This window comes from Gimesia algae (assembly GCF_007746795.1).
GTDB lineage: Bacteria > Planctomycetota > Planctomycetia > Planctomycetales > Planctomycetaceae > Gimesia > Gimesia algae.
The window spans coordinates 5,582,164-5,597,975 of record NZ_CP036343.1; the positions used below are offsets into that span (position 1 = coordinate 5,582,164).

Below are 15,812 nucleotides of genomic sequence, written 5' to 3' on the forward strand. Positions count from 1 at the left end.
TAACAGTATTTTTGCTCTTCATTCATATTCATTTCATTCACTCACAGAATTAGTCGTCGCTGATTTTAACGCGGCTGGATCGGAGTCCGTCTGATGTGGAAACCAGTTTTGAGTTCTGACACAGAATTTCACCAGCATCAACATTAAGGGGACTTCGATTAACACTCCCACCACCGTTGCCAGAGCTGCTCCTGACGAGAGTCCATACAACATGGTTGCTGTAGCTATGGCGACTTCAAAGTGATTCGAAGCACCGATCATAGCCGTGGGTGCGGCACTTTCATAAGTCAGCCCCAGCATTTTTGAAAGCAGATATCCCAACGCAAAAATGACGATGGTCTGGATCAACAGCGGGATGGCAATCCAGAGTATTGTCATGGGATTGCTGAGAATGGTCTCCCCTTTGAACGAGAACAGTAGTATCAATGTGACTAACAAAGCGGTAATCGTGACGGGTGTCAGCACATGGAGAAATTTTTCACGAAACCAGGTCTCTCCTTTACTGGCAATCAGCCACTTACGGGAAAAGAATCCTGCCACGAGAGGTAGTGCGACATAGACACCAATGGAAAGCAGTAATGCCTGCCAGGGAACGGGCAGTTTGCCAACGCCGAGCAGATACCCTCCCAGCAGTCCATAGAGCACCAGCATGGTTAATGAGTTGATGGCGACCATGACCAGCGTATGACCATCATTGCCTTTCGCCAGGAACCCCCAGACCAGTACCATCGCGGTACAGGGAGCAATTCCCAGCAGAATACAACCTGCCAGATAACTTCTCCAGAGTGGGACTTCGAGCATCTTGATTCCTTCAACCAGCACGACTTTGCCTGCACCATATTCAGCCCCGACAGCAAGATCTGCTCCAAAGGGCATTTTTACATAGTCCACAGCTTCCGGGCCGATAAACGTCAGAAACAGGGTTCCCAGAAAAAAGCTGGCGATGGCATACATGGTGAATGGTTTGATGCCCCAGTTGATCAACAGGGTCAGTCCGACAGGACGAATTGACTTACCGGCTTTCAGAACTTCAGCAAAATCAATTTTCACCATGATGGGATACATCATGAAAAACAGGCAGACCGCGATTGGTATCGAAATAACAGGCGCATCATTGACATAGATTGCCATACCATCCAGTGTCTGAGCCACGCCCGGAGCGACCTTGCCTAATACAATCCCGGCAATGATACATAGCCCGACCCATAAAGTCAGATAACGTTCAAAGAGACTCATGCTTTTGGTCTCAATTGCCGGGCATTCACTGGCACTACTCATCGTCGTGTTACTCCTTGATCTCGAATTAATTTTCCGTTTCGGAATCGATTCTATTTTCTGTAATCCAGTCCAGTATCCGTGCTTCTATCTGATCTCTCACAAACCGGAATTTCATAAGTTGCTCCAGTTCGTCGCCGGTAAAATCAACCGGGTCTTCTAAATTCCAGGATTCTGACTGGAGTGAAAAAGGCCATACGTGGGGACAGGATTCCTCTGCTTTCTCACACCCAAATATCACCCATTTGGGACTTGTTTTTCCTAGATATTGATTGAGGGATTTCGACTGGTGTCCTGAAATATCGATCCCAGTCTCTTTCATTACCTGAATCGTGAGAGGATGGACCCCCTGGGGATTTAATCCAGCACTATGTGCATCATATTTATTTCCTGCATGTTGCCTCAAAAATGCTTCTGCCATCTGACTGCGAGCAGAATTTCCAGTGCAGAGAAACAAAACCATCGGTTTACCCATCGATGTTCCTTTTAAAATAAAATGTCCAGGAAGACTCCAGTCAGCCGCTTGCATCTACCCTGCCTTACCAGAGAGAGATGCTATAAACAGCATGAACCTTTCCTTCTACCTCATCAGTAATCAGCTTAATATCATGTATTTCCGAGTGAAACGTTTTTCGTAATTCAATCTGATTTTCCGTTTCTGAAAGGATCCGGTATGTGCCCCCAAGCTGATTAAGTAGCCAGTCGCGATACGCTTTCCAGGTCAGATTTGTTTCGATGGTCCATTCTGCTGTTCTGCTCCATTCAGTTTCAGTAACTCCAGGTACTGTCGCGTTTGAATCTGGTGGCATTATTAATTGGTAAGTCTGGTTCAGTGCCTGATTGAAACTGTTTTGATCGTGTTCCGATGTCATCAGAAACAATAACAGACACAAAATCAGGACTGAAATAATCAACAGGCTGAATCGACGCATGGATCAGCGATTCCTTTTCTCATCGGCACACCTGATATATTCCATAATGGCAATTTAGCCATATTTAAATTAAAAAAATTATTTCGCTGACTGTTTACGACCTTCCAGATCGTTGAGGAGCACCGTTTCCATACAGGAGAAGAAACCATCCAGGCAGCCACACGTAACACGGTAGTAGCTGAGGGTCCCCTCTTTGCGAGAACCAACCAGTCCGACTTCCTTGAGAATCGAGAGATGCTTGGAAACCGTGGATTGATCTGCTCCCACTTTCTCCGAGATATCGTTTACGCACATCTCCTGCTTCTGCAGAAGGTCCAGCATCTGCAGTCGACTGGGATGCGCCATCGCTTTCGCAATTTTAGCACGCGCTTCATATTGTTCCCGCGTTTTTTCCTTCATGGCAATATCGCCATATTAGCATTCGCCATTCATCAGAGCAAGTCTGAGTTGTGAAAACCTGGATCTTCACGAACAAAATAATTAACTGGAATGAAGCAAATATTGAGGAAGTCTAGCGCCTTTTTGGGTGTATATTTTTCCAACCTCCAATACAGGACATTTTCATCCAATTTAGAAGCTGTATACTCACTTACTCTCTAGATCGTAATATCCTGTTTACCAAATAAAAGCTGATTTTCAACTTCAATCCACTGAAAGGAAGAAACATGTTACGAATTGTGACTGCGCTTGGCACAATGGTTTTACTTTACACATTCGTGGGAAGTGGCTTTGTGGCAGCTGACCCGCCTGCCAAACAGAGAGAGACAGCTCCCAGTGAAGCCGCTCTCAAACGAACCCGAAAAATGGTTAACATGCTCGATGAAATCTATAAAACGGCCATCGTGTTAATTACCGACAAATATGTGAATGATGACGATGATTTTCCGGCAGGTAGCGCATTCGTAGCGCTCTTCAAATCCATGGATCAAAAAGGTTACCACAAAGTACGTCTGATCGATCTGACCGGCGAACCGTTTGAAGAAGCGAACGTCGCAGAAGATGAATTCGAGAAAGAAGGCGGAAAGCAATTGAAATCTGGTAAAGCCTATGTCGAGAAGATCGTTTACAAAAAAGGCAAACCTTACCTGCGTGCGATGACTCCTGTTCCCGTTGTCATGCAGAAATGTGTCATGTGCCATCCCCATTATGCGGATGTTAAGAAAGGCGTTCCCATCGGCGCCATGACCTACACCGTTCCCATCGATTAGCTCAGTCTTAGATTGTGTATTAAGCCCCCTCATTTTCAAGAGAGCTGACAACTGTGAAAAAACTCTGGTTTGCTTTTACCTGCGTGATGGGTTTTTCGTTTCTGGTTCTCGGCTGGATCGGAACGCGCATCTACCAGGAGATGCCTCCGATTCCTGAACGAGTTGTAACAACCGATGGTCAATCTCTGATCAAGCCCAACGAGGTCTCAGCCGGCCAGAATGTGTGGCAATCTCTGGGGGGTATGGAAGTCGGTTCAGTCTGGGGGCACGGCAGCTATGTTGCTCCCGACTGGACGGCTGACTGGCTGCATCGCGAAGCGGTATTCATTCTCAATGAATGGTCCCAGGCTGACTATGAAAATGAATTCGAGAACCTGTCTGTCGAACAACAGGCCCAGTTGACGGCCCGTTTAACACAATTAATGCGTACAAATACTTTTGATCCCACTAGCGGTACCGTCACAGTTGCTCCCGTACGTGCCCGCGCTTTTGAATCCAATCTCAAGCATTACACAGATGTCTTTTCAGCCGGACAGCCCGATTATGCGATCCCGGCAGGCGCGGTGACTGACCCGGATCGACTGCATAAGCTATCTGCGTTTTTCTTCTGGACCTCCTGGACAGCTGCGACAAATCGCGCGGACGAACAGATCAGTTTTACGAATAACTGGCCTCATGAACCGCTAGTCGGTAATCGGCCCACAGGCGATACCATTGTCTGGACTGGCGTGAGCATCATTATGCTGCTCGCAGGCATTTCCGCACTGGCCTCCTGGTATGCATCGAAGCGGGAGGAAACAGAACCAGAGTTAAACATCCCCGAATCTGATCCACTGGCGCTCTGGGAAGCCACCCCCTCGCAACGGGCGACAATTAAATATTTCTGGATCGTTTCTGCCTTAATTCTCGTGCAGATGCTTCTAGGCGTGATCACAGCCCACTTCGGGGTGGAAGGGGATGGATTTTATGGTTTCCCGCTGTCCGACTGGTTACCCTACAGTGTGACCCGTACCTGGCACATTCAAATTGGTCTGTTCTGGATTGCCACGGCCTGGCTGGCAGCAGGACTGTTTATTGGACCATTGGTGAGTAACCATGAACCAAAGGGGCAGACAGTGGGCATCAATATTCTGTTTGGTGCTTTATTAATTGTCGTATTTGGTTCGTTGGCTGGCGAATGGCTCAGTATCCACAACAAGATGACTGACACGGTTTCATTTTATTTTGGTCATCAGGGTTATGAATATGTCGATCTGGGACGCGTCTGGCAGATCGGGTTAATGATCGGACTCCTGCTCTGGCTGGGGCTTATGATTCGTGCCCTGCTCCCGGCACTCAAGCAGTCCGGTCAACAAAGACATCTCGTCGCGCTGTTAACTGTGGCATCCGGTGCCATTGCGTTGTTCTATGGTGCCGGCCTGACCTGGGGACAGCACTCCCACTTGTCAATGGTTGAATATTGGCGCTGGTGGGTAGTGCATTTATGGGTGGAAGGTTTTTTTGAAGTCTTTGCCACAACCGTCATCGCCTTCACTTTTATGAGACTGAATCTGATTCGTCCTCAGGTCGCCGCGGGTGCAGCACTGTTGTCTGCAACGATTTTCCTGTCTGGCGGGATCATCGGTACCTGCCATCATCTCTATTTTTCCGGAACCCCCACCGTGGCACTGGTCTGGGGATCGGTCTTCAGTGCACTGGAAGTTGTGCCCCTGGTCCTGGTGGGCTTCGATGCGATGGAGGACTTAAGGCGTTCGAGATCGTCACGGTGGGTGCAGAAATATAAATGGCCCATCTACTTTTTTATCGCTGTTGCCTTCTGGAACATGATTGGCGCGGGACTGTTTGGATTTATGATCAATCCCCCCATCGCCTTATATTATATGCAGGGGCTCAACACGACACCGCTGCATGGACACGCCGCACTGTTTGGTGTATACGGTATGCTGGGCATCGGGTTAATGTTGCTCTGTCTGCGAGTACTGATTCCCGGCAAGGAATGGAAAGAAGGTGCACTGCGGTTTTCATTCTGGTCGTTAAATATCGGACTGATGGCGATATGTCTGTTAAGTCTGCTGCCCGTTGGTCTGCTGCAGACCAAAGCTTCAGTGGAACATGGTTACTGGTTCGCCCGCAGCAGTGAATTCATGCAAAGCGATCTGATGCAGGTTCTCCGCTGGATGCGTGTCCCCGGCGATACGATCTTTTTCCTGGGCGCGGTCGCATTGGTCATTTTTATTGCTGGCCTGAAAACAGGTCATTCATTCAGGAGTACAGAATAATGTCGATTCCTCATAGTCAACCTGGAGAACTGGTGAATGTCCAACCTTTGGGTGATGCGTTGACCAGTCAGAAAACATATACCATTTCCAAGACAGACGACCTGGAACTGATCCGCCTGATTCTTCCCGCGGGCAAAATCATCCCTACACACAGAACACCAGGTCAGATCACGGTACAATGTATCGAAGGCCAGGTACTTTTTTCTACCATGGGTCAGGAACTGAATCTGGAAGCAGGTCAGTTGCTGTTTCTGCTTCCAGGAGTACCACACTCCGTACAGGCAGTGACAGACTCCTCACTCTTACTGACGTTGGTCCTGCAGCATAAATAGCAGGCAGAGAGCAGAAAGCTCGCAAAAGTTTCCGGATTAAGAGAGCTGTTTTACCAGAAATTTTTTCAGGATCGGAACATGGCTGTGTTCGACATCCTTGACGGCTGTCAGCAGTGTGAATTTTGATACTTCTATCTTCTTGATGATTCCCTGGATCTCAGTAAGATTTGATTCTAACTCGCTCCTGTACCGACGGGAAAATTCTTGATAGTCACGCGTTTCTGCGTGAAACCATTTCCGCAATTCGGTGGAAGGTGCCAGCTCTTTGGCCCACAGATCAATGTGGGCATCCGCTTTTGCCACGCCGCGCGGCCAGAGTCGATCAGCAAGAATCCGATAGCCATCACTTTCGACTGGTTCTTCATAAATGCGTTTGATCTGAATTTTCGCAGGCATGAACTGGACCACTGTCTCAAAATGCGCTCATTTGTCAGGGACTTCCAGGCGGCAGCAGCCGAAGTCGAGATGCTGTTTCCCGGCTTTGCTGACGGCTGAGACTTCCGGATGCAGATTGTAGACTACGAAGCGGCCTTCCTTGCGTTTGGTCACCAGTTTCGCATGATACAGAATTCCCAGATGATGAGAGACATTGACGACCTCTTCTTCCAGTTGTTCGGCGATATCACTGACAGCCCGCTCACCATCTCGCAGCAGATCAATAATTCGCAGACGAATGGGTTCTCCCAGCGCTTTTAATTTCTCTGCACACAAGTCGGACTGGAGCCGATCTTTAGACATAACTTTACCATCGCCCGCAAAATGAAAGATCTCCCCCGTTCCTTCGACCAGCTGAATTGCCCAGGCAATCCGCATTCGCGGGGAATTCGACTCAGATTATATCAAAAAACTCGCGTCTGGACAGCTCCAGAAAATTGTTCATTTTTTGTTTCATTCACAATTCGCGTATTTTCCCAGTACTGTCCATGTAAATGAGTCACATCAGGATACTCTTCACTCATAATATCATGATTTTCAGGGCTTATTATTTCTAATTCCGATACCATAATACATTAAATTTTCTTCCTGAATAAAACGGACATCAACTGAAATGAACTGGCTCGACTGGTACAACACACTTTCCAAACCCGACTGGACTCCAGAACCGTCAACAATCAGTCTGATCTGGCAGATTTTATATCCGATTATCCTGATCTCATTTGGATACGTATTTATCCAAGTGGGAAAAGGATCTATTCCCAAAGTGAAAGCGATCCCCTTTGTGATCAACTTGATCGCAAATCTGAGTTTTACGCCTCTGTTGTTCGGGCTCAGAAACTTACCACTGGCAACTCTGGATATTCTGATAGTCTGGTTTAGCATTCTCTGGATGGCTTTCTCGATCTGGCGTCATTCCCGTTGGGTGGCATTCGCTCAGGTCCCCTATTTCATCTGGGTTTCGATCGCTACCCTGCTGCAGATCAGTATCACTTATCTGAACTGGAAAGTCTGAGTCTTTGAAGAACCCCGCTAACACCTCAAATAAAATTCGTCTGGGACTCTGCTGCCAGTTTCTGGAGGAGCCGATCAAATTTCGTAATACCACCGTCAAAGCCAGCAGCCAGATGGAACGTACCGCGGCGCTGGAAAAACTGGCGCGGCTCTGCAGGGAAAACGCACTGGCACTTCAGTCCTCGCTCGGATTCTGTGCTTCGCATGGCATCGGCTGCTTTCGCATTAACAGTCAGATTCTGCCTTTAAAAACGCATCCGGAATGCGGTTACGAGATGAGCGACCTGCCTGAAGGAGAAGAAATTGTCGAGCTCTTTCTGGAATGTGGTACGTTTGCCCGCGAACATGACATTCGCACCTGTTTTCATCCGGATCAGTTCGTGGTGCTCAATTCTCCCCGTCCGGATGTAGTCACACGTTCCATTGCGGAACTGGAATATCAGTCTGAAGTAGCAGAATGGGTGAAGGCAGACGTTGTCAACATTCATGGCGGCGGAGGATACGGCGATAAACCAGAGGCGATCAAACGCTTCGCCAAAAATCTGAAGCGTCTGTCCAACCGCGTACGTAGTCGCCTGACGGTCGAGAACGACGACAAGACTTATACCCCCTCTGATCTGCTCCCCTTGTGTCAGGAAACAGGAATCCCCCTGGTTTACGATGCCCATCATCACCGCTGTCTGCCTGATGACCTTTCCATCGAAGCAGCGACCGCAGCGGCGTTGACAACCTGGAACCGCGAGCCCCTGTTTCACATCTCCAGTCCCCGCGAAGGCTGGCAAGGCCCCAAGCCAAATCGGCATCATGATTTCATCGATATCCAGGATTTTCCCCACTGCTGGGAAGAACTTAAACTAACAGTGGAAGTGGAAGCCAAAGCGAAAGAGCAGGCCGTGCTGAAACTGAGAAAAGCACTACGTTGACGAGGAATCTGATTTTTTCCGGTTATAAAAAAGCCCCAGGCTGATCAGAAATATCAGCCACTCGCCGACCGCCAGTGAATAGGTCATCGATGCGATTTCTTCAAATATCACAAAGCCGGTGCTACGGAACAACACCAGACAGCCATGCACAATGATGCACACGATCAGTGAATAACGTGTGACACCAGGCTGCCAGAGCGGCCACAGAAAGATGATTCCCAGCGCCAGTTCCAGTCCGCCGTAAACAACCAGAAATTCAGACTGGCCGGAACCAGATTCAAGTATAAAGCCGACCGAACGTGAGGCCGAAGCGGGATCCACGCTACACCAGAGTGCCAGCAGGAGATAGACCAGACCCACAACTGTCAGAAATATTCGAGTCATCAAGTTCTCCAGAAACACTGTTTATTGGCTTGATCAGCTTATGAGGATACTCAACCAGATGCGAACAGTCCACATCCGCCCGCCTCATGGCGCCGATCGACTATCTGACCAGCATGACGGTCTGCAGCACGAGTGGTTACGTTTCACCGGCTTCATCAGTATCGGCAACACCGCTCAATCTGCTGCTGTGGATTGTCGCAGTCGTCATGATTCCTGGATCTGTCCAGCAAGGCTCTCTTTTAGTGGTCTGAGTTTTATGCTCTGATATAATGGCACCAGACAAAAGATTGATCTGCCATAGCGATTACGTCCCCAGCGATACTTTCTTTATATCAACTACCAATACAGGCCAGCAATGGAAGACAAACTGATCGCCATCTTTCTCGGTTTTTTATTTGGTGGAATGTTTCTCTTTGTAATGTCCAGAGAACTGTATCGAATGCTGAAGACCCAGTATTCCTCTGCTGCAGAAGGAAACCGTCATTTACGCCAGGGAAACCTGGAAGCGGCCGTCTCCTCTTTCAGCAAACTAATTGAAAAGCAACCTGATAACGTCGATGCTTACCTGTACCGTTCGAGTGCCTATATTCAGTTGAATCTTCTCGAGCAGGCACTGGATGACTGCAATACGATTACTGAACTGGCCCCTCAGAATCACTATGCATTCTTAAACCGAGGCGCCATCTATGGGATAATGGATGAAGATGAAAAATGCATTAAGGAAATGACCCGCTGCCTGGAACTCATGCCGGACCAGCAAGACGCTTTGAGGAATCGTGCCTATGCATATTCCAGAACGGGAAAGATTGAAACGGCGCTGACAGATTTCAACAGGCTGATTGAGCTGGCACCTGACAAGTCTTCCTATTACAGCGAACGGGGAAACTGTTTTCTCTCTCTCCAGAAATATTCTGAAGCGATTCAGGACTACACGCAGGCACTCCAATGGATCAAAGACTCCTGGGAACTTTACTCCTGGCGTGGCTATTGTTTTGCCAGAATCGGAAAAGAACAACAGGCAAATGCAGATTATAAACGTGCCCTTGAGCTCAACCCCTTTGATACAGCCATCAAACAAAATCCCGAAGACATCACCAGTTATCAACAGCGGGGAAATCTCTATTACGATGCCGGCCAATATCAAAATGCGTTGAACGACTTTTCAAAGTTTGAAGAAACTTCGGAATTAACAGCCGAGATACTGGTCTGCCGCGGTTACTGCTATCTGAATCTAGGTGAAATATCCCTGGCAAAAGCCGAGTTCCAGAAAGCACACTCTATGAACGCGTATGGAGATGCGATCAAAAAGGATCCCTTGAATTCATCCCATTTTCTGGAGCGGGGCTTCCTGAATTATTATCGCGAAGACTATCAGCAGGCACTTCATGATTTTACCCACGCCTGGAAACTGGGCGAGCAGTCTGAGGAGTTGCTGCCATTTCGGGGGGCAGCTTACATGAAACTGCACGAATACACAAAAGCAAAACAGGATTATGAGACAGCCATTCAGAATCATCCGGATTCGCCACATGCTTATAATGGGTTGGCCTGGCTATTGGCAACCTGCCCCGATGAAACGTTTCGCGATGGCAAGCGTTCATTGAAGCTGGCAAAACGAAATTGCATATTATTGATAACCCCAGAATGGAATGACTTGGGAACGCTGGCTGCAGCTTATGCCGCCACAGGGAATTTTGATGAAGCGGTCCGACTGGCGAAAGAATCTCTGGCACTTGCACCGGAACATGAAAAAGCCGATTGCCAGACCCGGCTGGAACACTACGAACATAGTGAACCATATTGCGATTTTGAAACTTGATTCAACGTCAGCCGGCCCATCGTCTGGTTCCACCAGTTGCGATCACTCTCCAGAAATGCTATGAAGCCCGTTCCCTGATCAAATTCTCTCATATGTATTATTTCAGCAAGGATGCTCATGCGCCATGAGTGCAAACACGTTTTCTCCCGGCCCCACACCCGACACCGTCAAAGCCGCTGATGGTACGATTCACACAATCCCTACCGGCTGGTCTCTATTACCTCCCGGAGACGCCGGTCTGACCCGGCGGGTCAAGGCAGCCGGCGAATACTGGAGTGTACAGGAAAAGAAAGGACGGCGGACCTTTTCCCAGGGTATCTGGGCACCCGGGGAAACGATCGAACAACTACGAAAGACACTGGAGGCGGAACGCGACACCCCTGCGTATGCGAAAAAGCAGGCTGCCGCTGCAGAGCGACGCGAAAAACAGCAGGCCGAATATGTGGAGGACTTCAACGGCTCAGTCCTCAATTTCCTGGCGTTTCACCCGTCTCACGGAGAACTTGCACAACAGCTCGCGCAAGCCATCACTACACACGCAACTCCGGTCGGCAGTGGTACCGTGGCACGTACAAAACGCATCCCCGTAGAACAACGGGCGGAAGCCGCCGTCATCGCCTGGATGCGACATCAGACAACGGCTTATGATTCGATGAAAATCCCGCGTGTCAAAGGCAAACGCCGCGAAGTCAGGCGCATGCTGGCACAACGCTCGAAAGAACTGTTAAACCACTATCGATGCCAGTCCACAGCCCCCGCAAGCTGCCCATTACAACAGGCGCTTTCCGAGAATATCTGAGTTTCGACAAGTGACTCAGCCAATCGTCTTAATCGAGCTTTTCAGTAAGCATTCCTTCTGAGATCCTTTCAGGCGTGGCCCTTTGCAGGGTATCATAGAGATATGGGTCATTTAACTTCATCCTCGATTCGCAGGGAGATTTTTTCATGTACAAGCAACAGCTGATCGATACCGCCAATTCACTGGTAGCCGATGACAAAGGCCTGCTGGCGATGGATGAAAGCACTCCGACCTGTCATAAACGCTTCGAAAAACTGGGGATTCCTCAGACTCAGGAATACCGTTTCGCTTACCGCTCATTAATTGCGACGACGCCCGGTCTCAGTGAATCGATCAGTGGTGCCATTCTCTATGACGAAACCATCCGACAGCAGACTTCAGACGGAACACCTCTTGTGAGTGTGCTGATGAATTGTGGCATCATTCCCGGCATCAAAGTGGACGCGGGTGCAAAGGCCCTGGCGGGTCATCCGGGAGAAAAAGTAACAGAAGGGCTGGACGGTTTGCGGGATCGACTGGCGGAATATGCGCAACTGGGCGCCCGCTTCGCTAAATGGCGGGCCGTGATAACCATCGGCCCAGGACTGCCAACACCAGGCTGTTATGCGGCGAATGCCCATGGGTTGGCCCGTTATGCAGCCCTGTGTCAGGAGGCGGGACTGGTCCCCATCGTAGAACCGGAAGTTCTGATGGATGGAAAACACACTCTGGCGCGCTGTTTTGAAGTCACTGAAGAAGCCTTACAAACCGTCTTCCAGCAGTTGTATCAACAGCGCGTCCTGCTCGAAGGCATGATTCTGAAACCGAACATGATCGTGCCGGGACTGGATTGTCCGAACCAGGAATCCGTCGAAGAGGTGGCAGCTGCCACCATCGAATGTTTTGAGCACACTGTGCCTGCTGCCGTACCAGGAGTGGCGTTCCTGTCAGGTGGCCAGTCCAGCGAACTGGCTTCCGCCCGCCTGAATGCCATGAATGTGAAATATAAATCTCAAGTTCCCTGGGCATTGGCTTTTTCGTTTGCGAGAGCCATTCAACAGCCGGCAATGGAGCTCTGGGCGGGTAAAGCGGAAAACACTGAAGCAGCTCAGAAAGCGCTGTATCATCGTGCCAAATGCAATCGCGAAGCCCGCCGTGGCGAATACGATCCTCAAATCGATGCAGTCGATGCATCCTGACTTCACATCACAGCGAGTTAAACAGTCAATAGGAAGCACTCTCATGAAAACGGGCCATTATCGTCATTATAAAGGTAACGACTACACAGTGATCGGCGTGGCGCGGCACAGTGAAACAGATGAAGAACTGGTCGTGTATCGCCCGGAATATGGTGAGCGGGAGCTCTGGGTGCGTCCAAAAACAATGTTTCTGGAGTCTGTTGATGTGAATGGAGAACTGGTACCTCGCTTTGCCTATCTCCATCCTATAGAAGAGTAAACAACTTTCCACGCAAACGACTTCACTCACCGGCAGCCCAGATTCGTACGTCACCGTCTGGTTCTACCTGTAAATGAATGACATTGGGGTGACAGCAGACAGGGCAGTCTTCAACATATTCCTGCTCAGTGCCAGCGGTTAGATCAACGGGAATCACGATTTCCTCGCCACAAGCGTCACAGATATAACTGGCTTCTTCCTGCATCATTTCCTCCTGAAAATGTATTCTACCATATTCGGGGCGATGTGGGTATAATGACTTTAGTCCTACCTGACTGTCGCTGTCTCCCTATGACTGAAGGCAGCCTGATGATCTGACAGGACTATCATTTCAGGATAATATTTACTTCAAGAAAGTGGAGCATTGCCAGATGGCAAAAAATAAAATACAGAAAAAGAAGGATCGGGAAAAGCGGGTCGCCAAGAAGAAACTGGCCGAGAAAGCTACGCGTGTGGCTCAGGAAAAAACGACTCAGGAATCAAAGAAACCACTTCCTGAACGCGCCAAGCTGATGCGGTCGGCCGTCCCCAAAGCAGAGAACCCTGCCAATGCCAGCAAGAAAAACACCTTTACACAGCGACGTACCGGCGGCTGAGCTTCTCGATCATGACACATCGGTTGAAATGAAGGCGGTAGCGACGATCAACCAGCTACTGCCGTTCATTCTGACGGGAGACCGGACGTGCGAGTAATCCTCCCCAACCTGCTATGGATCGGGAATACCCGTGATGTACATGATGTGAAAAATGTGCTGGATCTGGGTATCGCGGCTATCATCGATCTGGCTCTGGAAGAACCGGCAGTCACGTTGACCAGGGATATCATTTACTGCCGACTACCTTTAATTGACGGGACGGAAAACCAGCCTGTCGTATTAGAAACGGCAGTCAAGACTGTAGCTCGCCTGATCAGGGAAGAGGTTCCGACCCTGGTCGCCTGCAGTGCCGGGATGAGCCGTTCCCCTGCCATTGTAGCCGCCGCTCTGTCACAGGTTCGCGATACTGATTTTGAAACGGAACTCAAGCAGCTGGCAGAAAATCATCCCAGTGATGTCGCACCGGGGCTGTGGAATGATCTGCAGGAATTGCTGCAGGAAAAATAGCAAACGGCCAGACTTTCAAAATCAGGCATTGATCATGGAAGTGGCGTTCCACTTGCCGGAGAGTATCGATTCTTCGATCTCATTTCCGCTAATTGGTTTCGAGTAAAAATATCCCTGACCCAGTCGGCACCCCAATCCCTGCAGGAGTTGCAACTGTTCGATATTTTCGATGCCTTCTCCAATCACTTCCAGTCCCAGTTTTTCAGCCAGGATGATCAGAGCATGAATCAACAGTACTTCGCGGTCTCGATCGGACCGTTTGATAAACTCCCGATCCAGTTTCAACACATCGATGGGAAAGTCACACAGGCAGGATAAGGATGAGTAACCGGTACCGAAGTCATCGACATCCAGTTTGACCCCCAGCTTCTTCAAGTCATTCAAGGTTTCAATGGAAGCCTCGCGGTCATGCATAATAATGCTTTCCGTCACTTCGAGATGCAGACATTTCGCCGGAATCTTATGTTTTGCCAAAGCTTCCGCGACAATGGAAACCAACGTCGGATGCTCCAGCTGTTTTCGCGACACATTCACATGCAGATTCTCTGGTGCCCGCGATCCCAGTGTTTTACGCCAGTCTGCCAGCTGCCGGCAGGCTTCATCCACTACAAAATTGCCGATAGGAATAATCATGTCCATTTCTTCTGCGACAGAAATGAATTCATCGGGGGGAATCATACCGCATTCGGGATGGAACCAGCGGATCAAAGCCTCGACACCTCGTAACTCGCCTGATTCCAGATCAATTATGGGTTGATAAAACAGTTTCAGTTCGTCCCGTGTAATAACATCGCGCAGCTGATTTTCAATATAAAGTCTTTTTTGTGCTTTATCACGCAAGACTCGATCGAAAACAATAGGACGGTCCTGCTTGGCTGCTTTGGCTTCATACATGGCGAGGTCCGCATCGCTCAGCATTTCGCTGGCGGTCTCGGAACGATGTTCGCTGGTCACAATGCCAATGCTGGCGCTGGAATAAATGGTGTATCCGCCGAGGATATAAGGCCGCGCTAAAGTTTCCAGCAGGCGATTCGCTACCAGAATGGCGTCATCCGGAGAGTGTAGATTTTCGAGCAGCACGACAAATTCGTCGCCCCCCAGTCGCGCGGCCTGAATCGTATCGGAGGCCCGAACCGTTTTACGAAGCCGGTCGGCAATCGCCTCCAGCAGTTTATCGCCGACATCGTGTCCCAGACTGTCATTGATGAGTTTGAAGCGATCAAAATCCATAAACAACAACGCAAAATGCTTACCGGATTTACGATCAATGACCTTCTGAATAGACTCCAGAATCGAAACCCGATTAGGGAGTCCCGTCAGTGGATCATGGTGTGCCAGATGCTGCAGTCGCTGCATCAATCGCTTCTGCTCACTGATATCAATCCGCAGTGCCAGATAGCCGTCGATCTTTCCCTGCTCATCAAACATGGGGACGATCGTGGTATTTACCCAGTACAGACGGCCGTTTTTAGCTTTGTTACAGATCTCTCCCCGCCATGTTTTGCCGCGGCGGATAGTGCGATACATTTCGCGAAAAAATTCGTTGGAATGCTGATCGGATCGCAAAATACAATGGTCAGCGCCAATCAGCTCGTCCCGGGTATAACCTGAGATCTGACAAAAGTTATCATTGACGTCGAGGATCTTTCCCTTCGTGTCGTTGATGGCCACAATACCAGCTTCATCAACGGCATCACGGAATGCCTGCAGATAGCTTAATTCTGAATGAACGTCAGTCACTTTTATCGCCCCTGCTTTATTTCCTCAAACTGAATGACACAACCATTCAGATCGTCTCGTCATCGTCGTACTCACTCCTGAGCTGCTTCTTAACTGCTTCGTGAACATGCCACAGGTGAATATTTTTCCATC

General features: G+C 49.2%; 20 protein-coding genes. 11 read left to right on the top strand and 9 right to left on the bottom strand.

Going from position 1 to position 15,812, the window contains the following annotated elements; genetic code table 11:
• Positions 1-33 precede the first annotated feature (33 nt).
• The 4 genes from arsB to Pan161_RS20825 all read right to left on the bottom strand — a co-directional run bounded on the left by arsB (position 34) and on the right by Pan161_RS20825 (position 2,606).
• Positions 34-1,278, bottom strand: coding sequence for an ACR3 family arsenite efflux transporter (gene arsB, locus Pan161_RS20810; RefSeq protein WP_197995441.1), 1,245 nt, complete (start codon positions 1,276-1,278; stop codon positions 34-36).
• A gap of 25 nt (positions 1,279-1,303) precedes the next feature.
• A complete protein-coding gene (locus Pan161_RS20815; protein WP_145230469.1) occupies positions 1,304-1,750 on the bottom strand; it encodes an arsenate reductase ArsC in 447 nt (148 codons plus the stop codon).
• Positions 1,751-1,814: 64 nt separating this feature from the next.
• Complete coding sequence (locus Pan161_RS20820; RefSeq protein ID WP_145230471.1) at positions 1,815-2,207, bottom strand: hypothetical protein; 393 nt, start codon at positions 2,205-2,207, stop codon at positions 1,815-1,817.
• Positions 2,208-2,285: 78 nt separating this feature from the next.
• Positions 2,286-2,606, bottom strand: a complete 321-nt coding sequence (locus Pan161_RS20825) for an ArsR/SmtB family transcription factor (RefSeq protein ID WP_145230473.1) — start codon at positions 2,604-2,606, stop codon at positions 2,286-2,288.
• Between the two features lie 266 nt (positions 2,607-2,872).
• Here Pan161_RS20825 and Pan161_RS20830 point away from each other — a divergent pair, with 266 nt between their 5' ends.
• The 3 genes from Pan161_RS20830 to Pan161_RS20840 are packed head-to-tail and all read left to right on the top strand — an operon-like array spanning position 2,873 to position 6,026.
• Positions 2,873-3,415: a c-type heme family protein gene (locus Pan161_RS20830; protein WP_145230475.1), complete on the top strand. Its 543-nt coding sequence runs from the start codon at positions 2,873-2,875 to the stop codon at positions 3,413-3,415.
• Positions 3,416-3,468: 53 nt separating this feature from the next.
• The gene (locus tag Pan161_RS20835; protein WP_145230477.1) at positions 3,469-5,694 is read left to right on the top strand and encodes a nitric-oxide reductase large subunit; all 2,226 of its coding nucleotides are present in this window, start codon (positions 3,469-3,471) and stop codon (positions 5,692-5,694) included.
• Entirely contained in the window at positions 5,694-6,026 is a 333-nt protein-coding gene (locus tag Pan161_RS20840; RefSeq protein WP_145230479.1) for a cupin domain-containing protein, read from the top strand. Before Pan161_RS20835 ends, Pan161_RS20840 begins: the two co-directional genes overlap by 1 nt.
• Positions 6,027-6,062: 36 nt before the next feature.
• Here Pan161_RS20840 and Pan161_RS20845 read toward each other — a convergent pair whose 3' ends face one another.
• Positions 6,063-6,422, bottom strand: a complete 360-nt coding sequence (locus Pan161_RS20845) for a DUF488 domain-containing protein (protein WP_145230481.1) — start codon at positions 6,420-6,422, stop codon at positions 6,063-6,065.
• A 27-nt stretch (positions 6,423-6,449) separates the two neighbouring features.
• Positions 6,450-6,839, bottom strand: coding sequence for an ArsR/SmtB family transcription factor (locus tag Pan161_RS20850; protein WP_232103359.1), 390 nt, complete (start codon positions 6,837-6,839; stop codon positions 6,450-6,452).
• Positions 6,840-7,074: 235 nt separating this feature from the next.
• Here Pan161_RS20850 and Pan161_RS20855 point away from each other — a divergent pair, with 235 nt between their 5' ends.
• Positions 7,075-7,476: a TspO/MBR family protein gene (locus Pan161_RS20855; RefSeq protein ID WP_145230483.1), complete on the top strand. Its 402-nt coding sequence runs from the start codon at positions 7,075-7,077 to the stop codon at positions 7,474-7,476.
• A 4-nt stretch (positions 7,477-7,480) separates the two neighbouring features.
• Positions 7,481-8,398, top strand: a complete 918-nt coding sequence (uvsE, locus tag Pan161_RS20860) for a UV DNA damage repair endonuclease UvsE (RefSeq protein WP_145230485.1) — start codon at positions 7,481-7,483, stop codon at positions 8,396-8,398.
• Here uvsE and Pan161_RS20865 read toward each other — a convergent pair.
• A complete protein-coding gene (locus Pan161_RS20865; RefSeq protein ID WP_145230487.1) occupies positions 8,390-8,782 on the bottom strand; it encodes a DUF4345 family protein in 393 nt (130 codons plus the stop codon). The two genes, uvsE and Pan161_RS20865, sit on opposite strands and share 9 nt — an antisense overlap.
• A gap of 439 nt (positions 8,783-9,221) precedes the next feature.
• Between Pan161_RS20865 and Pan161_RS20870 the strand changes: the two genes are divergently transcribed.
• From Pan161_RS20870 to Pan161_RS20885, 4 genes are all read left to right on the top strand, one after another.
• Entirely contained in the window at positions 9,222-10,601 is a 1,380-nt protein-coding gene (locus tag Pan161_RS20870) for a tetratricopeptide repeat protein (RefSeq protein WP_232103360.1), read from the top strand.
• Between the two features lie 124 nt (positions 10,602-10,725).
• Positions 10,726-11,400 carry a DUF2293 domain-containing protein gene (locus Pan161_RS20875; protein ID WP_145230491.1) on the top strand — a complete coding sequence of 225 codons (675 nt, stop codon included), beginning with the start codon at positions 10,726-10,728 and terminating at the stop codon, positions 11,398-11,400.
• A 146-nt stretch (positions 11,401-11,546) separates the two neighbouring features.
• Complete coding sequence (locus tag Pan161_RS20880; protein ID WP_145230493.1) at positions 11,547-12,578, top strand: class I fructose-bisphosphate aldolase; 1,032 nt, start codon at positions 11,547-11,549, stop codon at positions 12,576-12,578.
• 43 nt (positions 12,579-12,621) lie between these two features.
• A complete protein-coding gene (locus tag Pan161_RS20885; RefSeq protein WP_145230495.1) occupies positions 12,622-12,837 on the top strand; it encodes a DUF1653 domain-containing protein in 216 nt (71 codons plus the stop codon).
• A 22-nt stretch (positions 12,838-12,859) separates the two neighbouring features.
• On the opposite strand, the gene Pan161_RS20890 is transcribed toward Pan161_RS20885, so the two are convergent.
• Entirely contained in the window at positions 12,860-13,045 is a 186-nt protein-coding gene (locus Pan161_RS20890; protein WP_232103361.1) for a CPXCG motif-containing cysteine-rich protein, read from the bottom strand.
• 163 nt (positions 13,046-13,208) lie between these two features.
• On the opposite strand from Pan161_RS20890, the gene Pan161_RS20895 reads away from it, so the two are divergent.
• Together Pan161_RS20895 and Pan161_RS20900 are read left to right on the top strand one after the other, a co-directional pair.
• Positions 13,209-13,433 carry a hypothetical protein gene (locus tag Pan161_RS20895; protein WP_145230497.1) on the top strand — a complete coding sequence of 75 codons (225 nt, stop codon included), beginning with the start codon at positions 13,209-13,211 and terminating at the stop codon, positions 13,431-13,433.
• Between the two features lie 87 nt (positions 13,434-13,520).
• Positions 13,521-13,940 (top strand): dual specificity protein phosphatase family protein, encoded by a 420-nt coding sequence (locus Pan161_RS20900; RefSeq protein ID WP_145230499.1) that lies wholly within the window; start codon positions 13,521-13,523, stop codon positions 13,938-13,940.
• Between the two features lie 21 nt (positions 13,941-13,961).
• On the opposite strand, the gene Pan161_RS20905 is transcribed toward Pan161_RS20900, so the two are convergent.
• Positions 13,962-15,680 carry a putative bifunctional diguanylate cyclase/phosphodiesterase gene (locus Pan161_RS20905; protein ID WP_145230501.1) on the bottom strand — a complete coding sequence of 573 codons (1,719 nt, stop codon included), beginning with the start codon at positions 15,678-15,680 and terminating at the stop codon, positions 13,962-13,964.
• Positions 15,681-15,812: the final 132 nt, after the last annotated feature.